The sequence below is a fragment of the Vibrio sp. S17_S38 genome, assembly GCF_014694375.1.
GTDB lineage: Bacteria > Pseudomonadota > Gammaproteobacteria > Enterobacterales > Vibrionaceae > Vibrio.
The window spans coordinates 1-14,997 of sequence record NZ_JAAUWW010000012.1; the positions used below are offsets into that span (position 1 = coordinate 1).

A 14,997-nucleotide genomic window follows, 5' to 3' on the forward strand; every position below is an offset into this window, starting at 1 on the left:
TTGGTTAACATAATCACCATCCAGTTTTGTTAAAACTGAATGATACCAAGTGGATCAATTTTCAATTGGTGTTAGTGGATCATTTTTGCACTGGTGGTGACATATAAAATGTGATCGCTTTATCGGCACATTCAGACTGCCACTGTCTTAACATAGTTTTGAACCGTTATTGCTCTTTGATAACACATTAGATAAAGCATTTATTTTGCCTAATAATTTTGCAGATCCTTCTCTTGCAAAAACGAGAAGAGGTTGTATCTGCTCAAACAATGACTGATATTTCTGCATTAAAAAGACATATTCATCTATTTCGCCTAAAAGAATCGATAACTCTGCTTGCGCTTGAGACCTTTCTTTTGTCAAATCATCTCGCCATTTACTAACATCATCACATCTGACATCAACGATATTATTAACAGCTTTCTTTTCAGAGTCTTTTTTATGAACCACTGAATATCTTTTAGTTCTTTTTTCACCTTCAGAAATCAACCAACCTTCAGATTCCAAGCGGCACAATCCCCGATAGACATATTGGTAAGTTCTTTCTCGACTATCAAAAGAATATCCAGCCTTACAGAACAAATCCGTCAACTCCCGAACAGAAAATTTCACTAACTCATTTTCTTTCAGAAAGTTACGGACCAATTCTTTTTCTTTCTTTTTTTCTAACACGGGCTAATAACCCCACATAAAAACTTAGGATTGCTAAGTATACAAAATTAAGTAAAACTTAGACAATCTAAGTTATCGATAGGACAAAAAAAGATGCCTAAGTGCAAAAAGACAACCCAATCCCAGCGAGGCTCAAAGAAGCCCGTAAAAAAGCCAAGATCACCCAAAAAGAACTAGGGGTGGGAATAGGTATGGAACAAAGCTCGGCAAGTGGTCGAATGAATCACTATGAAAAAGGACGTCATATTCCTGACATCAGTACATTGCGTCGTATGGCTGAAGAATTGAACGTGCCTCTACACTATTTCTTTTGTGAAGATGAGATTAGTGCGAAATTGGTGTGTGCGGTTGATAAGCTAGGTGAAAAAGAGAAACAAGAGTTGCTAGAAATATTGGTTGCGCCTGAGTAAGCGTTAACCCAGTAATGCCGCTAATGGAACGTCTTGAAATATCTGCTTAGTAAATTTAATTTCTCCACTTTCAGGTTCAATGATAAATCCTTCGTACTCAATAATCTGCGGTACCAATAATTTATCTATTTCTGTAGTAAATGGATTAGGTATCGATGGTCCATTGATTGTTTCGAATGCCAAGATGAACTCGTCATTGGTAATGGTAACTTTACTCGCCAGTAACGCTAACTCTAATGCATAACCCACTAACTCCTTGATGGCTCCAAGCATTCCTTTGGTCGCAGACAATAATCTCATTGCGATATCCATATCCGAAAGTTCTGGGTATACCGGAATTGGAAGCTTCTTTTCGAGCTCTTCAAGTAAATCAATGTATACATCTAATGACGATTCCGATGTTATTCTAATATATGGCAATTCTCTTTTAACCATAATTCGTCTATCCCACTGTGAATCTTCCAAAATAAGTTTGGCAGTAGGAATACCAATAAAGACGATAGGTAACCGGCATTCGTCACTGATCATTTTGAGTCGGTCACGAATTTTTTGTCTTTCTTTGGGAGATGCGCACTCGAACAGTTCTTGGGCTTCTTCTATAAGCAGTAGCTTAAGATTGGATTTTTTAAGACTACTGATGAAATAATCCTGTAAGCCAATTTCTGAACGCTTTGATCGAGTGTTATAAGGGATACCTAACTTATCGATAGCCCAAATAAGTGTTTCAATGAAGCTCGGCCTAACGCGAGTGACCAACACTTCATTATCATTAAAATGATGTTTTACATAATAATTAATGAGTGATGTTTTACCCGCTCCAGTCCCACCAGTGATTAGCATTGACGGTGTAAAATTACCAAATTGACCACGGCGGACAATCCAATCTAACCCATCGAATATATTCTTTACATCTGGATAAATAACGAATGAATCATGATATTGAGTTATTAACTCATCTATAGAAACTTGCTGTTGCGATATTAGGTTCATCTTTTCGACCTTTTTATCGCTTTACGTTTATTCCAGAGCGATTTTAGATTATCCACCGGTGTATGCTCATCAAGATTGTCATCTAAAGGCATCTTCTTGCTTTCTAATGCATTCTGTATAGACTTTGGCTGTTCGTTGGATAATCCTGCAAGAGCCGCCATTTTCTTACCATGTTTGGCTTTTTTCGCTCTACCCTCAACAGATATTAAAGAAAGGTGCTCTTGCTCTGATTTAATACGTTCATGAAGTGCTTGTCGTGCTTTGGCTAATGATAAAGCATCCACTTGGCCTTTTATAAACTCACGATGTATTTTGATAATACGTACATGCTCGCTCAGAGATAAATTCTTTGTGTATCCCAAAGGATCATAGTTGCAGGGGATTTCAATGTATCCACCGATTTCCTCTAGATAAACGAATATACTAGACAGGTTATCGGGGTCTATTTTTATCGTTTTCTTTCTAGACTCTTTTGTTTGTGGATACTGTTTTCGATATTGTTCCAATGCCACATTGTCATACATTAAATGCTTATATTTTATACCTTTAGTTGTAACAACACCTTTATGGAGAACCCCCATAATAATTCGAAACTGCTTTTCATCTCGATCACTTAGAGCCACAGGAGGCAGAGTTTCTTCACTCTTTTTCCAATGGTAATTCGGAATCTTTGTAAACCTAGAATTGGGGGAAGCATTATGAACATCAATAATCCAGCGATGTAACTCTTCAACAAAAACACTAAATCGCATAACTGCATCTTTCTGAGGATCATATCTATCTTTTTCTAAGATATTTGAAAACGTTTTTCCCGGTACCCATCCAACAATACCTTGAATAACTTCTAAAAATTTCCTTTCTACTCTAGGTTTTTCCCAAGGCTGACCAACTTTACAATACTCAACATTTACTCCTGCCTCCATACACGCTTGGTCTAAGCTTTTGGACCAAAACTCAGCACCATTATCGACAACCAGTGTTTCCATTTTTCCGTGGCATAACCAGTCATTAGTAAGTCCAATATTCAAATCGTGAACATACTCTTTACTTTTAATTGAATGGATGGTCGCTTTAGCAACAGATATATAGCTAGGGGGATTAAAACCAAGGTGAAAGCCAATAATACATCCACTAAACACATCGACGAGCAACGTCAAATAAGCTCGCCCTAAAGGAATGAGTAAATCATCATCCAGAAGAATTAAATCTAGTGGCGTATGGTCTATCTCTACGCGTTCCAATATTCTTGTGGTAAGAACAGAAGACTGATAGTAGTTGAAAAGCTTATTCGCATAATTTTGACCAAATCTCTTTAGTGCTACTTCATAGGGAGGAAGCTTTTTCAACCTTTCTTTAAAAGCCTGATAACTTACTATTGAGATTTTACCTGAGATAATATTGCTGTTTTCAATTTCAATCCTATCCATGTAAAACTGATATGCTTGTGAATAGCTGGGTCTTTTGGCATCAAGAAAACGTTCTGTTGCCTCAACAAAAAACGCTTCGTCGTCAATAATACGTTTAGTTCTATTTCCTTTTTTGTAATGGTGTTCAACCAAACTTACAATGTTTCCATCACTCTCGCAAAACGATTTATACCAACGAATTACCGTCTTATAACTTGGCCTGTTGATAGAAAATTGCGCACTATATTTATCAATTAAGGGGTCGATATTTTTAGGCGTCCAACCTCCAGTTATTTCTTTAGCTACTACTGAAATAAGTTTGTATCGTTCTAATGCCTTGCTTTTTTGTTCATCAGAAAATGATGAAAGATCTCGTTCATAAACTGCTGTCAAATCAAGTGGTAAGTATTGTTTTCGAGCTAACTTTGCCTCTGATGAGCAGTTATATTCTGCCTGAATATCATCTGTTATGGATTCAAACTCATCATCAAAAGGCATAACCATTCTAATTCACCGAAATTAAAGACTTTTCACCAAGTAAAACATCTAGATCAGTCTTAGCCCTACCTAAGCCAATAAGGCGTAGAACTAATGCAAGTACTTCTCCAATACCCAAATTGAGAGTTCTGGATAAAGAACCAATTTGAATTGATGTCGATTGGCTTATAGCTGACCAAATATTTTCCAAATGAATAGTGTTTTCAATAAAGCCACTATAACGGTGTACGAGCTTTAAATTATTAAGATGAATTTCATTTCGAATTTGCCTATCTGTCACAAGTAATAGAGAAGCTCCTAATTCATTAGCCGTAATTTGTTTTTTATAGAACATATATTTAAATTCTGAAGAGAAGGTTTTAGATAATGGTTTAACTTCAATGAAATAAAATGTTCCATCCTTTTTATGAACTAAAAAGTCTGGTGTATAAAAATGGCATTTGCCTAGATAAAAATATTTGTAACCATGAGGTTGGGATTCAAAGCTAACCACATCATCTGAATATTCTAGATGGTAACAGCAATCATACTCAAGGCTACTTTCACACATAATTGTGCAGCCATTTTTGGCACTAACAAATTTATAAACATTTTTATTTGCAGATGGTTTACGAAGATTACGAACGTACATAACATCCCCTCTTTATGTTGTAATAAAACAACCAAAGTAAGTGTAGGACAGTTTATGGATTTTAAAAGGACAAGTTATGCTTTCATTAGGATAGGTTATGCTTTCAGCGACAAGATAGGTGGAAGCCCCAGCCACATCCCGGCACACACGTCATTCGCTGTGGCTGCTGCCTTCCGGCTCTGACCAAGTTCACGAACTAGTATTGCGGGAGGACCAGGGCCTCCATTGATTCTATTCTCTGTAAGACACAAATAGTATTGATGCCTTAGGAGTTCGAGGATTATGTAGTATCAACAACTTCAATGCAAGCCCAAAAAGCCTAAGAGCCATTCGTTTGGACAACTTTTCAGCAATTACTATCTTTCTGCTAATCTATGTTTCTTGGTCTTATACATTTCGATATCAGCAGCGTTTAATACATCATCTACTTTTATTGTTTTTTCACGATCCAGTGAAATCCCAGCGGAGGTATTAATCATGAGGTTATGTCCATCATCAATAAAATGAAAAGAACGAATTGGTGCCAGAAGTAATTCTAACTGCTTACCTTTTGCAGAACCAATAAGAACAAATTCATCACCACCTAAGCGAAAAGATTGGCCTAACCAATAGGTTGATATTTGTCTAGCAAGTAACTTGAGGACTTCATCCCCCATTTGATGACCATAAGTATCATTTATGATTTTAAAATTATTGATATCAAGATAAACAACTGTTTTTGTAGTAGGAATGCCTCTGGAGTATTTTTGATATAGGGCTCTGCGGTTTTTAAGTTTGGTTAGGTTATCTATTATTGATTGTCGATATACATACCAAATCACACTTGCCATCAATAAAGAACTAAGAATTAAAATCCATATAATGATTTGAGTCAGACGTTTTTCTTTTTTTATAATCTCTCGCCAATCTATCTGGCTATCATATTTATTGATGATCGAGGCTGTATCTATTAAATTAATCGCCGATGTAAATAAATCTGCCAGTACTTGTCCTTGTTCGGTTTTCGCAAACCCAAAACCTAATGATGACTGATGAAAATTTCCTATCAGTTTATCTTCGACAATCGGTAATAATGAATCATTATCTTGAATCATTTTGTTGTAATTTAACTGATTAAGAACAGCATAATCCGTTTTACCATCTAATAAAGATTGTATCTGTTCTTCCCGAGAATTCAGTTTAACCAATCCTTTCTGGGGTAACATTTTGGTTAAAAGCTGATCATAATAGTCCCCTTTGATCACGCTAATTCTCTCAATAATCATTTCTGATACATTTTTATAGGTTGCATCACGGTAGCCAGAACGTTTCACCATTATGGCTTTTGTTGAGAAATAACGAGGGCTGAAATACATATCTTTATTACGCTCAGGAGATATGGTCACAGGACCTAGAATATCAATTTTTTTATTGACTAGATCCGCATACATTTCAGACCAAGAGTCATCGGCCTTGCTCACTATTTCACACTTTAACATTAATATATGACAAGCTTGTTTAAGCATATCAGCAAAAATACCGTGGGGTTTTCCATTTTTATCGTATGCAGAGAATTGAAGAAGATCCTCTAATTTTATTTTTAATGGAATAGCCGGATCAATCCCTGAAGCTAACATACTTAACCGAAGGGCTTGTTGACGTATTTGAAATTGATAATTTTCTATTGCTGTGCGTAAAGTTCTTTGCATTTTTGCGGAATGAATATAATTGACCATTTTTTTCATTAATTCGCTATTTCGTCCCTTTTGAGTTGCTAGACCAACTGGCTTTATAGGGAATTTATCGTTCAAAATAGTGGCACTAAATCCAGCGTTTATAAATGTTTTCAAACTTGTAATAGTATCGATGACACCATCCACATCTCCGCTTGAGATCATTTTTTTAGCTTGGTCAGTATTATTAAACTCTATCGTTTCAATATTAGGATATAACTCTTTTATGTTTGATTTAAATATTATATCTTTTGCGACAGCAACACGTTTAATATCTTCAATGCCAATATATTTACTTGCCCGATTAGCGCTATAAAAATAAGTATATTCAATATTAGTCGGGCTAGAAACATCTAACGTTTTAGCACGTTCGGGGGAGTAGGTAATATTGGTAGAAAAATCCACCTTGTTTGTTTCCAAAGCATGGATAGCATCGGAATATGTATCATATTTTATATAGTTAACTTTGAAATCAAATTTTTTAGCCATTTCATCAAACAAAACTTGAGTCACAATGTCATTCGGTCTGATTGCTACTTTATAAGACGAGGCTTGCGTTTTAAACGAAGAACTAGGTTGAGGTGGATAAGAGTTTGCTGAAACACTGGTGCTTTGTAAGCTAAAAAAGAAATAGCACAGATAGATATATCTAAACACAGTGAACCTCAAAAAAATCTGCTATAAAAATCGAAACCGCTCTTATAATATCTGGTATAACCAGATAAACCAACGAATCTTTCCCTTAACTAAACAAAGGTTAAATATGTCTTTTGAACAGCAAGTATTTTTTGTTCTGCATCAAATACCTAAAGGCTCTGTTACCAGTTACGGTCAAGTTGCTAAAATGGCAGGCTTTCCTGGTTATGCTCGCCACGTTGGAAAACTACTTTCAAACCTTCCGGATGGGAGCACATTACCTTGGTATCGAGTACTCAATAGCCAAGGTAAGATTTCACTCAAAGGACAAGATTTAGAAAGACAAAGAGCAAAATTAATTGATGATGGTATTGAGGTAAGCTTAGAAGGGAAAGTTAAGTTAAGGCAATATCAATGGCAACCAAATTAGTTAGTTGCCAAGACTCAAATCACTTCACACCAATAAGTGCTAGGTGAACTGTTTTCGTTTTATTCGGATCGGTGATCACACGGTAAGCTGTATCTGTGGTGAAACGTAATTTACCATCCAATGCGATTTTAGCGCGAACTACATAGGTATGATTAGGCTTAATATTATCTTTATTAAAGTCTAATTTAAAATTGAACGGCACTTGCTTCCCATCCGTTAATGTGGATTCTGTCGCAATAATTTCTGATTTTGCATCAGCACGAGAAACATCCTCTAGCGTAACCGTTATTACAGCCGTACTCGGTAATGCAATACGCTCCCGATAGGCAATCGTCCCTACTACGGTATCTAACATCACTGGCTTTTCAACTTGCTGAGCTGACATGGCAGTAGTATCAGTTTTATTCGTATCTACAGTCGCGCTGCAACCAGACAACCATGATGCAAATATTATTGACGAAACTAACAATAATGGCTTTTTCATTTTAATCCTTATCTTGTTTTTAGTGGCTAAGCTTCCGTTACTATTGTAATTTAGAGGAACTCAAGCTAATAATTTGACAATACAATACGGTGGACTGATGAGCAAACAATTACAAGAATTATTAAACCTTCACCAACTAGAACGATTAGAAGTTGGACTATTTCGTGGAGAATGTGAAAATTTAGGCTTACCCCAAGTGTATGGGGGGCAAGTAATTGGACAAGCTTTATCAGCAGCGGCCAATACTGTTGATAGCGATAGAGGCGTTCATTCTTTCCATAGTTATTTTTTGCACCCTGGAGACATCAAACAACCTATTATTTATGATGTTGAAACACTGCGTGATGGTCGCAGTTTTTCAACTCGTCGCGTTAAAGCAATTCAGCATGGACGCCCTATTTTTTATCTCACCGCATCTTATCAAGCCATTACCGATGGATTCGAGCACCAACAAGTCACCATGCCTGAAGTAAAAGGCCCAGAAGGTTTATTAAGCGAAACCGAGTTGGCAAAAGATCTTTTAAAAGGTATGCCTGAGCATATTCAACGTACTTTCGGCTCAGAAAAACCGATCGAAGTCCGCCCTGTCATTTTAAATAATCCTCTTCAGCCAAGTGAGCTACCAGCGAAACAATATTTATGGATAAAGGCGAATGGTGAGTTACCAGACGATCCTATGATTCATCAATATTTACTCAGTTATGCATCTGACTGGGGCTTTTTAGTGACCGCTCTATTTCCTCATTCGGTGTCGCTATTAACACCAAAATTTCAAGTCGCCACCATTGACCATTCAATGTGGTTCCACCGCCCTTTTAAAATGGATGAATGGCTGTTATATGTCATCGAAAGTCCAACCAGCAGTAATACGCGTGGGCTGGTAAAAGGTGAAATATACAATCAGCAAGGTCACTTAATCGCAACCGCCGTACAAGAAGGTGTAATGCGCTTTACTAGCCAGTAGCCCGTATATTGATTTAGTATCGCAATTGACATAGTTATTGATCAAGCCCACCCTACTTCAGGCTTGATCAATTGTTATTTTAACCAAGTGCGAGCGCTGTCGTGTACTTCAATGGCTCCATAGCAAAAGTCGATGTGACATTAGAGATCCCTTCCATGCTGTTCACTAATTTTTTGTAAAATCCATCAAACTGCTTCATATCCGATACCAATACTTTCATCATATAGTCATATTCTCCCGCCATACGATAAAACTCCATTACCTCAGGAAATTCACAAGTCGTCTTAACAAACTTCTGATACCACTCGTTAGAATGATCGTTGGTTTTTACCATCACAAAAGCAATAAATGACAACCCTAATAATTCTGGATCTAATAATGCAACTTTTTTAACAATAATCCCTTGCTCTTCCAAACGTTTGATCCGTTTCCAACAAGGTGTCGTAGTTAAATTCACGGCATCGGCTAATGATTGCAGTGACTGTTCAGAATCTTGCTGTAATAAGGTTAATAATGCTTTATCCACTCTATCTAGTACTATATGTTTCACATCCGGCCCCATGTGGAGAATAATTTTCTCTATTTATGCGAAATTATCTTAAATAATGCAAATCATTTCTCCTAAATACAGGGTAAATTATCTACACAATCAAATTGAAGCAATAACAATAAAGATCACCGCCTATCATGGAGCCAATTATGTGCGTAAACAGAGAATGGATAAATCAAGCCATCACTAAAATTGAAGCAGACATCCAACGTTCTGCGGATACTCATCTTATCAAGCTTGATATACCACACCTTTCCGGAATTGATATCTATTTAAAAGATGAAAGTACACACCCAACCGGATCGTTAAAACACAGATTGGCACGATCTCTATTTTTATTCGCGTTATCAAACGGATGGATAGGCCCTAAAACAACCATTATTGAATCCTCATCTGGCAGCACTGCCGTTTCTGAAGCGTATTTTTCTCGATTATTAGGATTACCTTTCGTAGCGGTTATGCCCAAAACTACGGCTAAGAAAAAAATTGAACAAATTGAATTTTATGGTGGTCAAGCACATTTGGTAGAACGCTCAGATCAAATTTATGCCGAATCACGACGTTTAGCCAAAGAGCTGAATGGGCATTATATGGATCAATTTACCTATGCTGAACGGGCAACGGATTGGCGAGGTAACAACAATATTGCCGATAGTATTTTTGAGCAGATGAGTTTAGAGCCTCACCCGATCCCAACTTGGATCGTTATGAGCCCAGGCACAGGCGGTACGTCTGCTACCATTGGTCGCTTCATTCGATATAAAAAACACGCGACTAAGCTTTGTGTAGTTGACCCTGAAAACTCGGTGTTCCACGATTATTTCAAAACTGGTGATACAAGCCTAACACTAGATTGCGGGAGTAAAATAGAAGGTATTGGTCGCCCTCGCGTAGAGCCCAGCTTTATTCCAGGTGTAATTGATGAGATGCGCACCATTCCAGATGCTGCAAGTATTGCCACCATACATTGGCTTGAAGCAATTTTAGGCCGCAAAGTAGGCCCATCGACAGGAACGAATCTATATGGCGTACTTAATATCGCTAGCGAAATGAAAGACAAAGGTGAAACCGGATCTCTTGTGACGTTAATTTGTGACAGTGGCGATCGCTATTTAGAGTGCCACTACAATCCTGATTGGATTCAAAGCAACATAAAAGAAAGCATCGAACCTTATTTGATCGAGCTTAAAAATATAACTCAATTATAAACAACCTAGTAGTGATATAAAAACCTGATGTTGAATTTACGCCAGGTTTTTATTCTTAATGCTTTGTGTTGCTTGATGTTACAAGTCAACCATGCCCAGGTCGTGTTTTAATATCTTTATCCATTTCTTGTTCAAGTAACGCTTCAATATGACCCGGTGAATGAGTTTTGACCGAAATAATGCGATACATCTGAGGGATCACAAATAAAGTAACAATCGTCGCAAAACTCATTCCAAATAAAACAACCGTCCCAACCGCAATTCGGCTTTCATAGCCAGCACCTGTTGAAAAAACTAATGGGAGCGATCCAGCAATAGTTGTAAAGGCCGTCATAAGGATAGGACGTAAACGACGAGCTGAAGCATCAATGATCGCTTTCTCAAATTCAATCCCTCTATCGCGTAATTGATTGGCGAATTCAACAATCAAAATACCATTTTTCGTTACCATGCCAATCAACATAATCATGCCAATTTGACTATAAATATTCAGCCCTTGATGCATAAAATACAAACCTAAGAACCCACCAAAAACACCCATAGGAACTGTGAACATCACGACTAAAGGGTTAATGAAACTTTCAAATTGAGCGGCCAATACTAAATAGGCTACGAGCATAGCTAAAGCAAAAATAATAAAAATACTGGACTGATTCTCTTTAAAGTCTTTTGACTCACCAGAATAAGAAACCGAAATATCGGCAGGCAGCTTATCAATGGCCTGTTGATCAAGGTAATCCAACGCTTGCCCTAAAGTATGTCCTGAGCCTAAGTTCGCACTTAAAGTAACCGACTTTTTCTTATTGCTATGAGACAAGCGATTCGCCGAAGCAATTTCCTCTATCTTGGTAACCGTATCTAGTGTGATTAATGCACCACTGTCGGTACGCAAATAAATTTTGCTCAAGTCATTAGCATTGTTAAAGCTATTTTCATCGCCTCTCAAATACACATCATATTCTTCACCGCGCTCAAGGTAGGTCGTTTCCGTACTACCACCCAGCATGACTTCCAGTGTATCGGCAATCTCACTGACACTAACACCTAAATCGGCAGCACGCTGTTTATCCACACTGACCACCAACTCTGGCGTTTTTTCCGAATAATCAAGATCACCGCCAGTGATCACGCCATCGTTCTCACCTTGATGTTGCAGCGTTTCCGCCCACTTAAAGAGTTCAGGATAATCAGAACCACTTAACACAAATTGAACCGGATTATCCGAACCACCGCGAAAACCGGGCATCATAGGTCGAACACGCACGTCAGTAATACCAGATAACGCTTTACCAACCATGCCTAATGCTTGCTGCGCGGTGACATCCCGTTTATTCCAATCTTCCAAAACAATGGTAGCAAAGCCAGTTTCATCCCCAGCACGACCACCAAATGCTGGCGCAGCAACACTAAATGATTTAACCACACCTTGCCCAACCATCGGCTGCAAACGCTTTTCCACTTCATTCATATTCAAGCTCATGCGATTGAAGCTTGTCGCGTCTGCACCTTTGACAAAAGCAAATATCACCCCTTTATCTTCTTGGGGTGCAAGCTGAGATGGTACTAGGGTCATCAAAAATGCACTGCCTGCAATGCAAAGTAGAATGGCTAGTGGTGCGACCCAACGGCAACGTATTGCTTTACTTAATGCTTGTCGATAAGTCACTTCAATTCTTTCAAAACCCCTTTCAATATAAAGATTAAAACGATTTTGTTTCACATTCGCACGCAGCAACTTACTGCCTAATACAGGGGTTAACGTTAATGCTATAAGTGATGAAAATAGAACAGCCATCGAAAGCAGCACCGAAAACTCGGTAAACAACAACCCAACCATTCCATCCATAAAAGAGATAGGCAGAAAAACCATGACCAACACCAACGTGGTCGCCATGACGGCAAATCCTACTTCACGAGTGCCTTTGTACGCGGCTAATAATGGCGGTTCGCCTTTTTCAAGATGATGGAATATATTTTCGACCACTACGATGGCATCATCGACCACTAAGCCAATCGCTAATATCAACGCTAATAACGTGATTAGATTTATTGAAAAGCCAAAATAGTAAGCAGCCATAAAAGCTGAGATAAGTGAAACAGGAACCGTCACGGCAGGGATCAATGTTGCTCGTAATTGACCTAAGAAAATATATAACACCAGAATAACCAAACCTGCGGTAACAAATATGGTGCTGTACACTTCGCCTATTGAACGTTCAATAAAAATAGTCGCATCATAATCGATTGCAAGATGAGTGCCTTTAGGTAAGAATTTTTGAATGTTTCCCACTTCAATTCGAACCGCTTTGGCAACATCTAGTGGGTTAGCATCAGTTTGAGTAATGATCCCCATACTCACGCCAACTTCCCCGTTACTTTTGTACATTGAACTTTCATTCTTTGCACCTAAGTACACATGCGCGACATCTTTAAGGTAAATAGGATAACCATCTGTACTTTTTCGAATGGTTAAATAATTAAAATCTTCAGTCGTCAAATAATTTCGTGTCGTACGAACCGTCATCGATGTTGTATCATTACGCACTTCACCACTTGGGTTTTCGACGTTTTCGCGGTTAAGTGCATCTGAAATATCAGAGGTTGTAATACCCAATCCAGCCATTGCAGTTGGATCCAGCTTCACATACATGACTTTGTCTAGCCCACCAGTAATATCAATGGAACTCACCCCAGAAATAAGGCTAAAGCGATCCAGTAATACTCGGTTGATATAATCCGTTAATTGGATCCGATCCATTTTGGTGGATGTTAAATTGATATTAATTGCCGCGTCACCCGAACCGTTATCTTTAGAGACAATAGGATCGTCAGCATCATCGGGTAGCCCTCGTTGAGCACGAGCAATCGCATCTCGAACATCACTGATCCCGGATGTTAAGTCGTAACCCAGATCAAAAGTGATCTTAATGCGTGAGCTACCATTGCGAGAAACCGAGGTAATATCGTCAATACCGCTGATACCAGAAAGTTGATCTTCTAAGACTGTCGTGACTTGGCTTTCCATTATGCTTGCCGACGCGCCACTATAGCTGGTTGAAATTGATACCACTGGATTGGAAATATCCGGCATTTCACGCACAGCGAGTTTAGTAAATGACACATAACCAAAAACGCAGAGTAATAAGCTTAATACGATGGCGACCGTTGGACGCTTAACCGAGATATCAGATAACCACATTATATAGATCCTTGCAGTGCATCTGGTTTCACCATTTCGGTTTGTTCAACCACTTTTACCGCAATGCCATCTCGCATATTGACAACACCTTTGGTCACTACTGTTTGCCCTACTTTCAGACCAGAATCTACGACAATTTTATCTTCAATTCGATCACCAAGCGTAATTTGAGTACGAGTCACTCGTGTAACATCACTCTTGGTATCGGTATTGATAATATAAACAAAACGTTTTGTGCCAGAGTATTCCATCGCTTGAACAGGAATAATTGGTTTATGAATGGTAGGAAAATTTACGGTAGCAGACATCAACATTCCGGGTTTTAATTGATTATCAATGTTAGGAATATTAATACGTACTGGCACGCTTAATGTCGAACTATTTACCCGAGTGTTAATATGCGTCACTTTTCCGGGAAAGGATTTACCCACCCATGCTCGGCTTGTGGTGTTAACTTCCATGCCCAATGCGATTTGAGATAAGTATTTTTCTGGTACTTGTAGATCTAAGCGCATGTTAGATAAGTTATCTAATGTAAATAGCTCTTCACCTACGGTAACCATTTTGCCTTTACTAAAATCAATAAAACCAATCGTTCCCGCAAATGGTGCTTGAATCTGCATATAAGAAAGCTCTGCCGTTGCAGCATCTAACCGAGCTTTGGCAATATCAACACTGGCTTGCTGGGCATCCAACTCTGTTAAAGTTATCGCATTCTTACTGACTAGCTTGGCGTATTCACGTTCTTTACGGCGTTCATCGTTTAAATAGGCTTTTGCTTCATTTAACGCGGCTTGTGCTTTCGTTTTGTCTATTTCAACTAATCGCTGACCAGATTTTACGACTTGATTCGAACCGACATTTATTCGAGTCACCTTTCCGGCAACTTCGGGTTTAATCTTAACGGATTGTTGCGCCTCTAACTTTGCCACTAAAGTAAGAGATTGATTCACATCATGCGCCTGAACAACTTCAGCACCAACATCCATCACAGGAATAGAAGGCTTATTAGCTGCTTCTGATGCATAAACAGCACCAGTCGATAATGTAGAAATTAAAACGATTAGGTTGACTGAACGAATGATGCTGCACTTCATATCCAAATTCCATTTAATAGCTTACCCATTATTCTATCAGCAGAATTTCTTTTGAGCGTAAATCAATGTAAATTACTTGGCTTTAATACACATTTAATATGGAATTATTT

Annotated in this window: 13 protein-coding genes and 1 other RNA gene; 4 read left to right on the top strand and 10 right to left on the bottom strand. The window is 38.2% G+C overall.

Annotated elements, in window-relative coordinates; all coding sequences use genetic code 11:
- Window positions 1-147 precede the first annotated feature (147 nt).
- On the bottom strand, window positions 148-672 hold the full coding sequence (locus tag HC725_RS10505; protein WP_017026490.1) for a hypothetical protein: 525 nt from the start codon (window positions 670-672) through the stop codon (window positions 148-150).
- 101 nt (window positions 673-773) lie between these two features.
- Here HC725_RS10505 and HC725_RS10510 point away from each other — a divergent pair, with 101 nt between their 5' ends.
- Window positions 774-1,082 carry a helix-turn-helix domain-containing protein gene (locus tag HC725_RS10510; protein WP_190331778.1) on the top strand — a complete coding sequence of 103 codons (309 nt, stop codon included), beginning with the start codon at window positions 774-776 and terminating at the stop codon, window positions 1,080-1,082.
- Between the two features lie 3 nt (window positions 1,083-1,085).
- On the opposite strand, the gene HC725_RS10515 is transcribed toward HC725_RS10510, so the two are convergent.
- From HC725_RS10515 to HC725_RS10535, 5 genes are all read right to left on the bottom strand, one after another.
- A complete protein-coding gene (locus HC725_RS10515; RefSeq protein ID WP_017026488.1) occupies window positions 1,086-2,072 on the bottom strand; it encodes a TniB family NTP-binding protein in 987 nt (328 codons plus the stop codon).
- Entirely contained in the window at window positions 2,069-3,982 is a 1,914-nt protein-coding gene (locus HC725_RS10520; protein ID WP_017026487.1) for an integrase catalytic domain-containing protein, read from the bottom strand. Before HC725_RS10520 ends, HC725_RS10515 begins: the two co-directional genes overlap by 4 nt.
- Window position 3,983: 1 nt before the next feature.
- On the bottom strand, window positions 3,984-4,607 hold the full coding sequence (locus tag HC725_RS10525; RefSeq protein ID WP_190331779.1) for a TnsA endonuclease N-terminal domain-containing protein: 624 nt from the start codon (window positions 4,605-4,607) through the stop codon (window positions 3,984-3,986).
- A gap of 122 nt (window positions 4,608-4,729) precedes the next feature.
- Window positions 4,730-4,826, bottom strand: an RNA gene (gene ffs / locus HC725_RS10530) — signal recognition particle sRNA small type.
- Window positions 4,827-4,963: 137 nt separating this feature from the next.
- The gene (locus HC725_RS10535; RefSeq protein ID WP_190331780.1) at window positions 4,964-6,976 is read right to left on the bottom strand and encodes a diguanylate cyclase domain-containing protein; all 2,013 of its coding nucleotides are present in this window, start codon (window positions 6,974-6,976) and stop codon (window positions 4,964-4,966) included.
- A gap of 106 nt (window positions 6,977-7,082) precedes the next feature.
- Here HC725_RS10535 and HC725_RS10540 point away from each other — a divergent pair, with 106 nt between their 5' ends.
- Window positions 7,083-7,385, top strand: a complete 303-nt coding sequence (locus HC725_RS10540; protein ID WP_190331781.1) for an MGMT family protein — start codon at window positions 7,083-7,085, stop codon at window positions 7,383-7,385.
- A gap of 19 nt (window positions 7,386-7,404) precedes the next feature.
- Here the strand turns inward: HC725_RS10540 and HC725_RS10545 are convergent, their stop codons facing one another.
- Window positions 7,405-7,869, bottom strand: a complete 465-nt coding sequence (locus HC725_RS10545) for a YbaY family lipoprotein (protein WP_190331782.1) — start codon at window positions 7,867-7,869, stop codon at window positions 7,405-7,407.
- Between the two features lie 97 nt (window positions 7,870-7,966).
- On the opposite strand from HC725_RS10545, the gene tesB reads away from it, so the two are divergent.
- A complete protein-coding gene (gene tesB, locus HC725_RS10550) occupies window positions 7,967-8,833 on the top strand; it encodes an acyl-CoA thioesterase II (RefSeq protein ID WP_190331783.1) in 867 nt (288 codons plus the stop codon).
- Between the two features lie 79 nt (window positions 8,834-8,912).
- Here the strand turns inward: tesB and HC725_RS10555 are convergent, their stop codons facing one another.
- Window positions 8,913-9,383: an Lrp/AsnC family transcriptional regulator gene (locus tag HC725_RS10555; protein WP_446751362.1), complete on the bottom strand. Its 471-nt coding sequence runs from the start codon at window positions 9,381-9,383 to the stop codon at window positions 8,913-8,915.
- Between the two features lie 149 nt (window positions 9,384-9,532).
- On the opposite strand from HC725_RS10555, the gene HC725_RS10560 reads away from it, so the two are divergent.
- On the top strand, window positions 9,533-10,591 hold the full coding sequence (locus HC725_RS10560) for a PLP-dependent cysteine synthase family protein (RefSeq protein WP_190331785.1): 1,059 nt from the start codon (window positions 9,533-9,535) through the stop codon (window positions 10,589-10,591).
- An 85-nt stretch (window positions 10,592-10,676) separates the two neighbouring features.
- Here HC725_RS10560 and HC725_RS10565 read toward each other — a convergent pair whose 3' ends face one another.
- The gene (locus HC725_RS10565) at window positions 10,677-13,790 is read right to left on the bottom strand and encodes a multidrug efflux RND transporter permease subunit (protein ID WP_190331786.1); all 3,114 of its coding nucleotides are present in this window, start codon (window positions 13,788-13,790) and stop codon (window positions 10,677-10,679) included.
- Entirely contained in the window at window positions 13,790-14,887 is a 1,098-nt protein-coding gene (locus HC725_RS10570) for an efflux RND transporter periplasmic adaptor subunit (RefSeq protein WP_190331787.1), read from the bottom strand. Before HC725_RS10570 ends, HC725_RS10565 begins: the two co-directional genes overlap by 1 nt.
- Window positions 14,888-14,997: the final 110 nt, after the last annotated feature.

Bases quoted from the DNA above. Each gene is read 5' to 3' on its own strand.
- tesB (WP_190331783.1), top strand. From the start codon at position 7,967: ATGAGCAAACAATTACAAGAATTATTAAACCTTCACCAACTAGAACGA.
- HC725_RS10545 (WP_190331782.1), bottom strand. From the start codon at position 7,869: ATGAAAAAGCCATTATTGTTAGTTTCGTCAATAATATTTGCATCATGG.
- HC725_RS10520 (WP_017026487.1), bottom strand. From the start codon at position 3,982: ATGGTTATGCCTTTTGATGATGAGTTTGAATCCATAACAGATGATATT.
- HC725_RS10515 (WP_017026488.1), bottom strand. From the start codon at position 2,072: ATGAACCTAATATCGCAACAGCAAGTTTCTATAGATGAGTTAATAACT.
- HC725_RS10560 (WP_190331785.1), top strand. From the start codon at position 9,533: ATGTGCGTAAACAGAGAATGGATAAATCAAGCCATCACTAAAATTGAA.
- HC725_RS10565 (WP_190331786.1), bottom strand. From the start codon at position 13,790: ATGTGGTTATCTGATATCTCGGTTAAGCGTCCAACGGTCGCCATCGTA.
- HC725_RS10540 (WP_190331781.1), top strand. From the start codon at position 7,083: ATGTCTTTTGAACAGCAAGTATTTTTTGTTCTGCATCAAATACCTAAA.
- HC725_RS10525 (WP_190331779.1), bottom strand. From the start codon at position 4,607: ATGTACGTTCGTAATCTTCGTAAACCATCTGCAAATAAAAATGTTTAT.
- HC725_RS10570 (WP_190331787.1), bottom strand. From the start codon at position 14,887: ATGAAGTGCAGCATCATTCGTTCAGTCAACCTAATCGTTTTAATTTCT.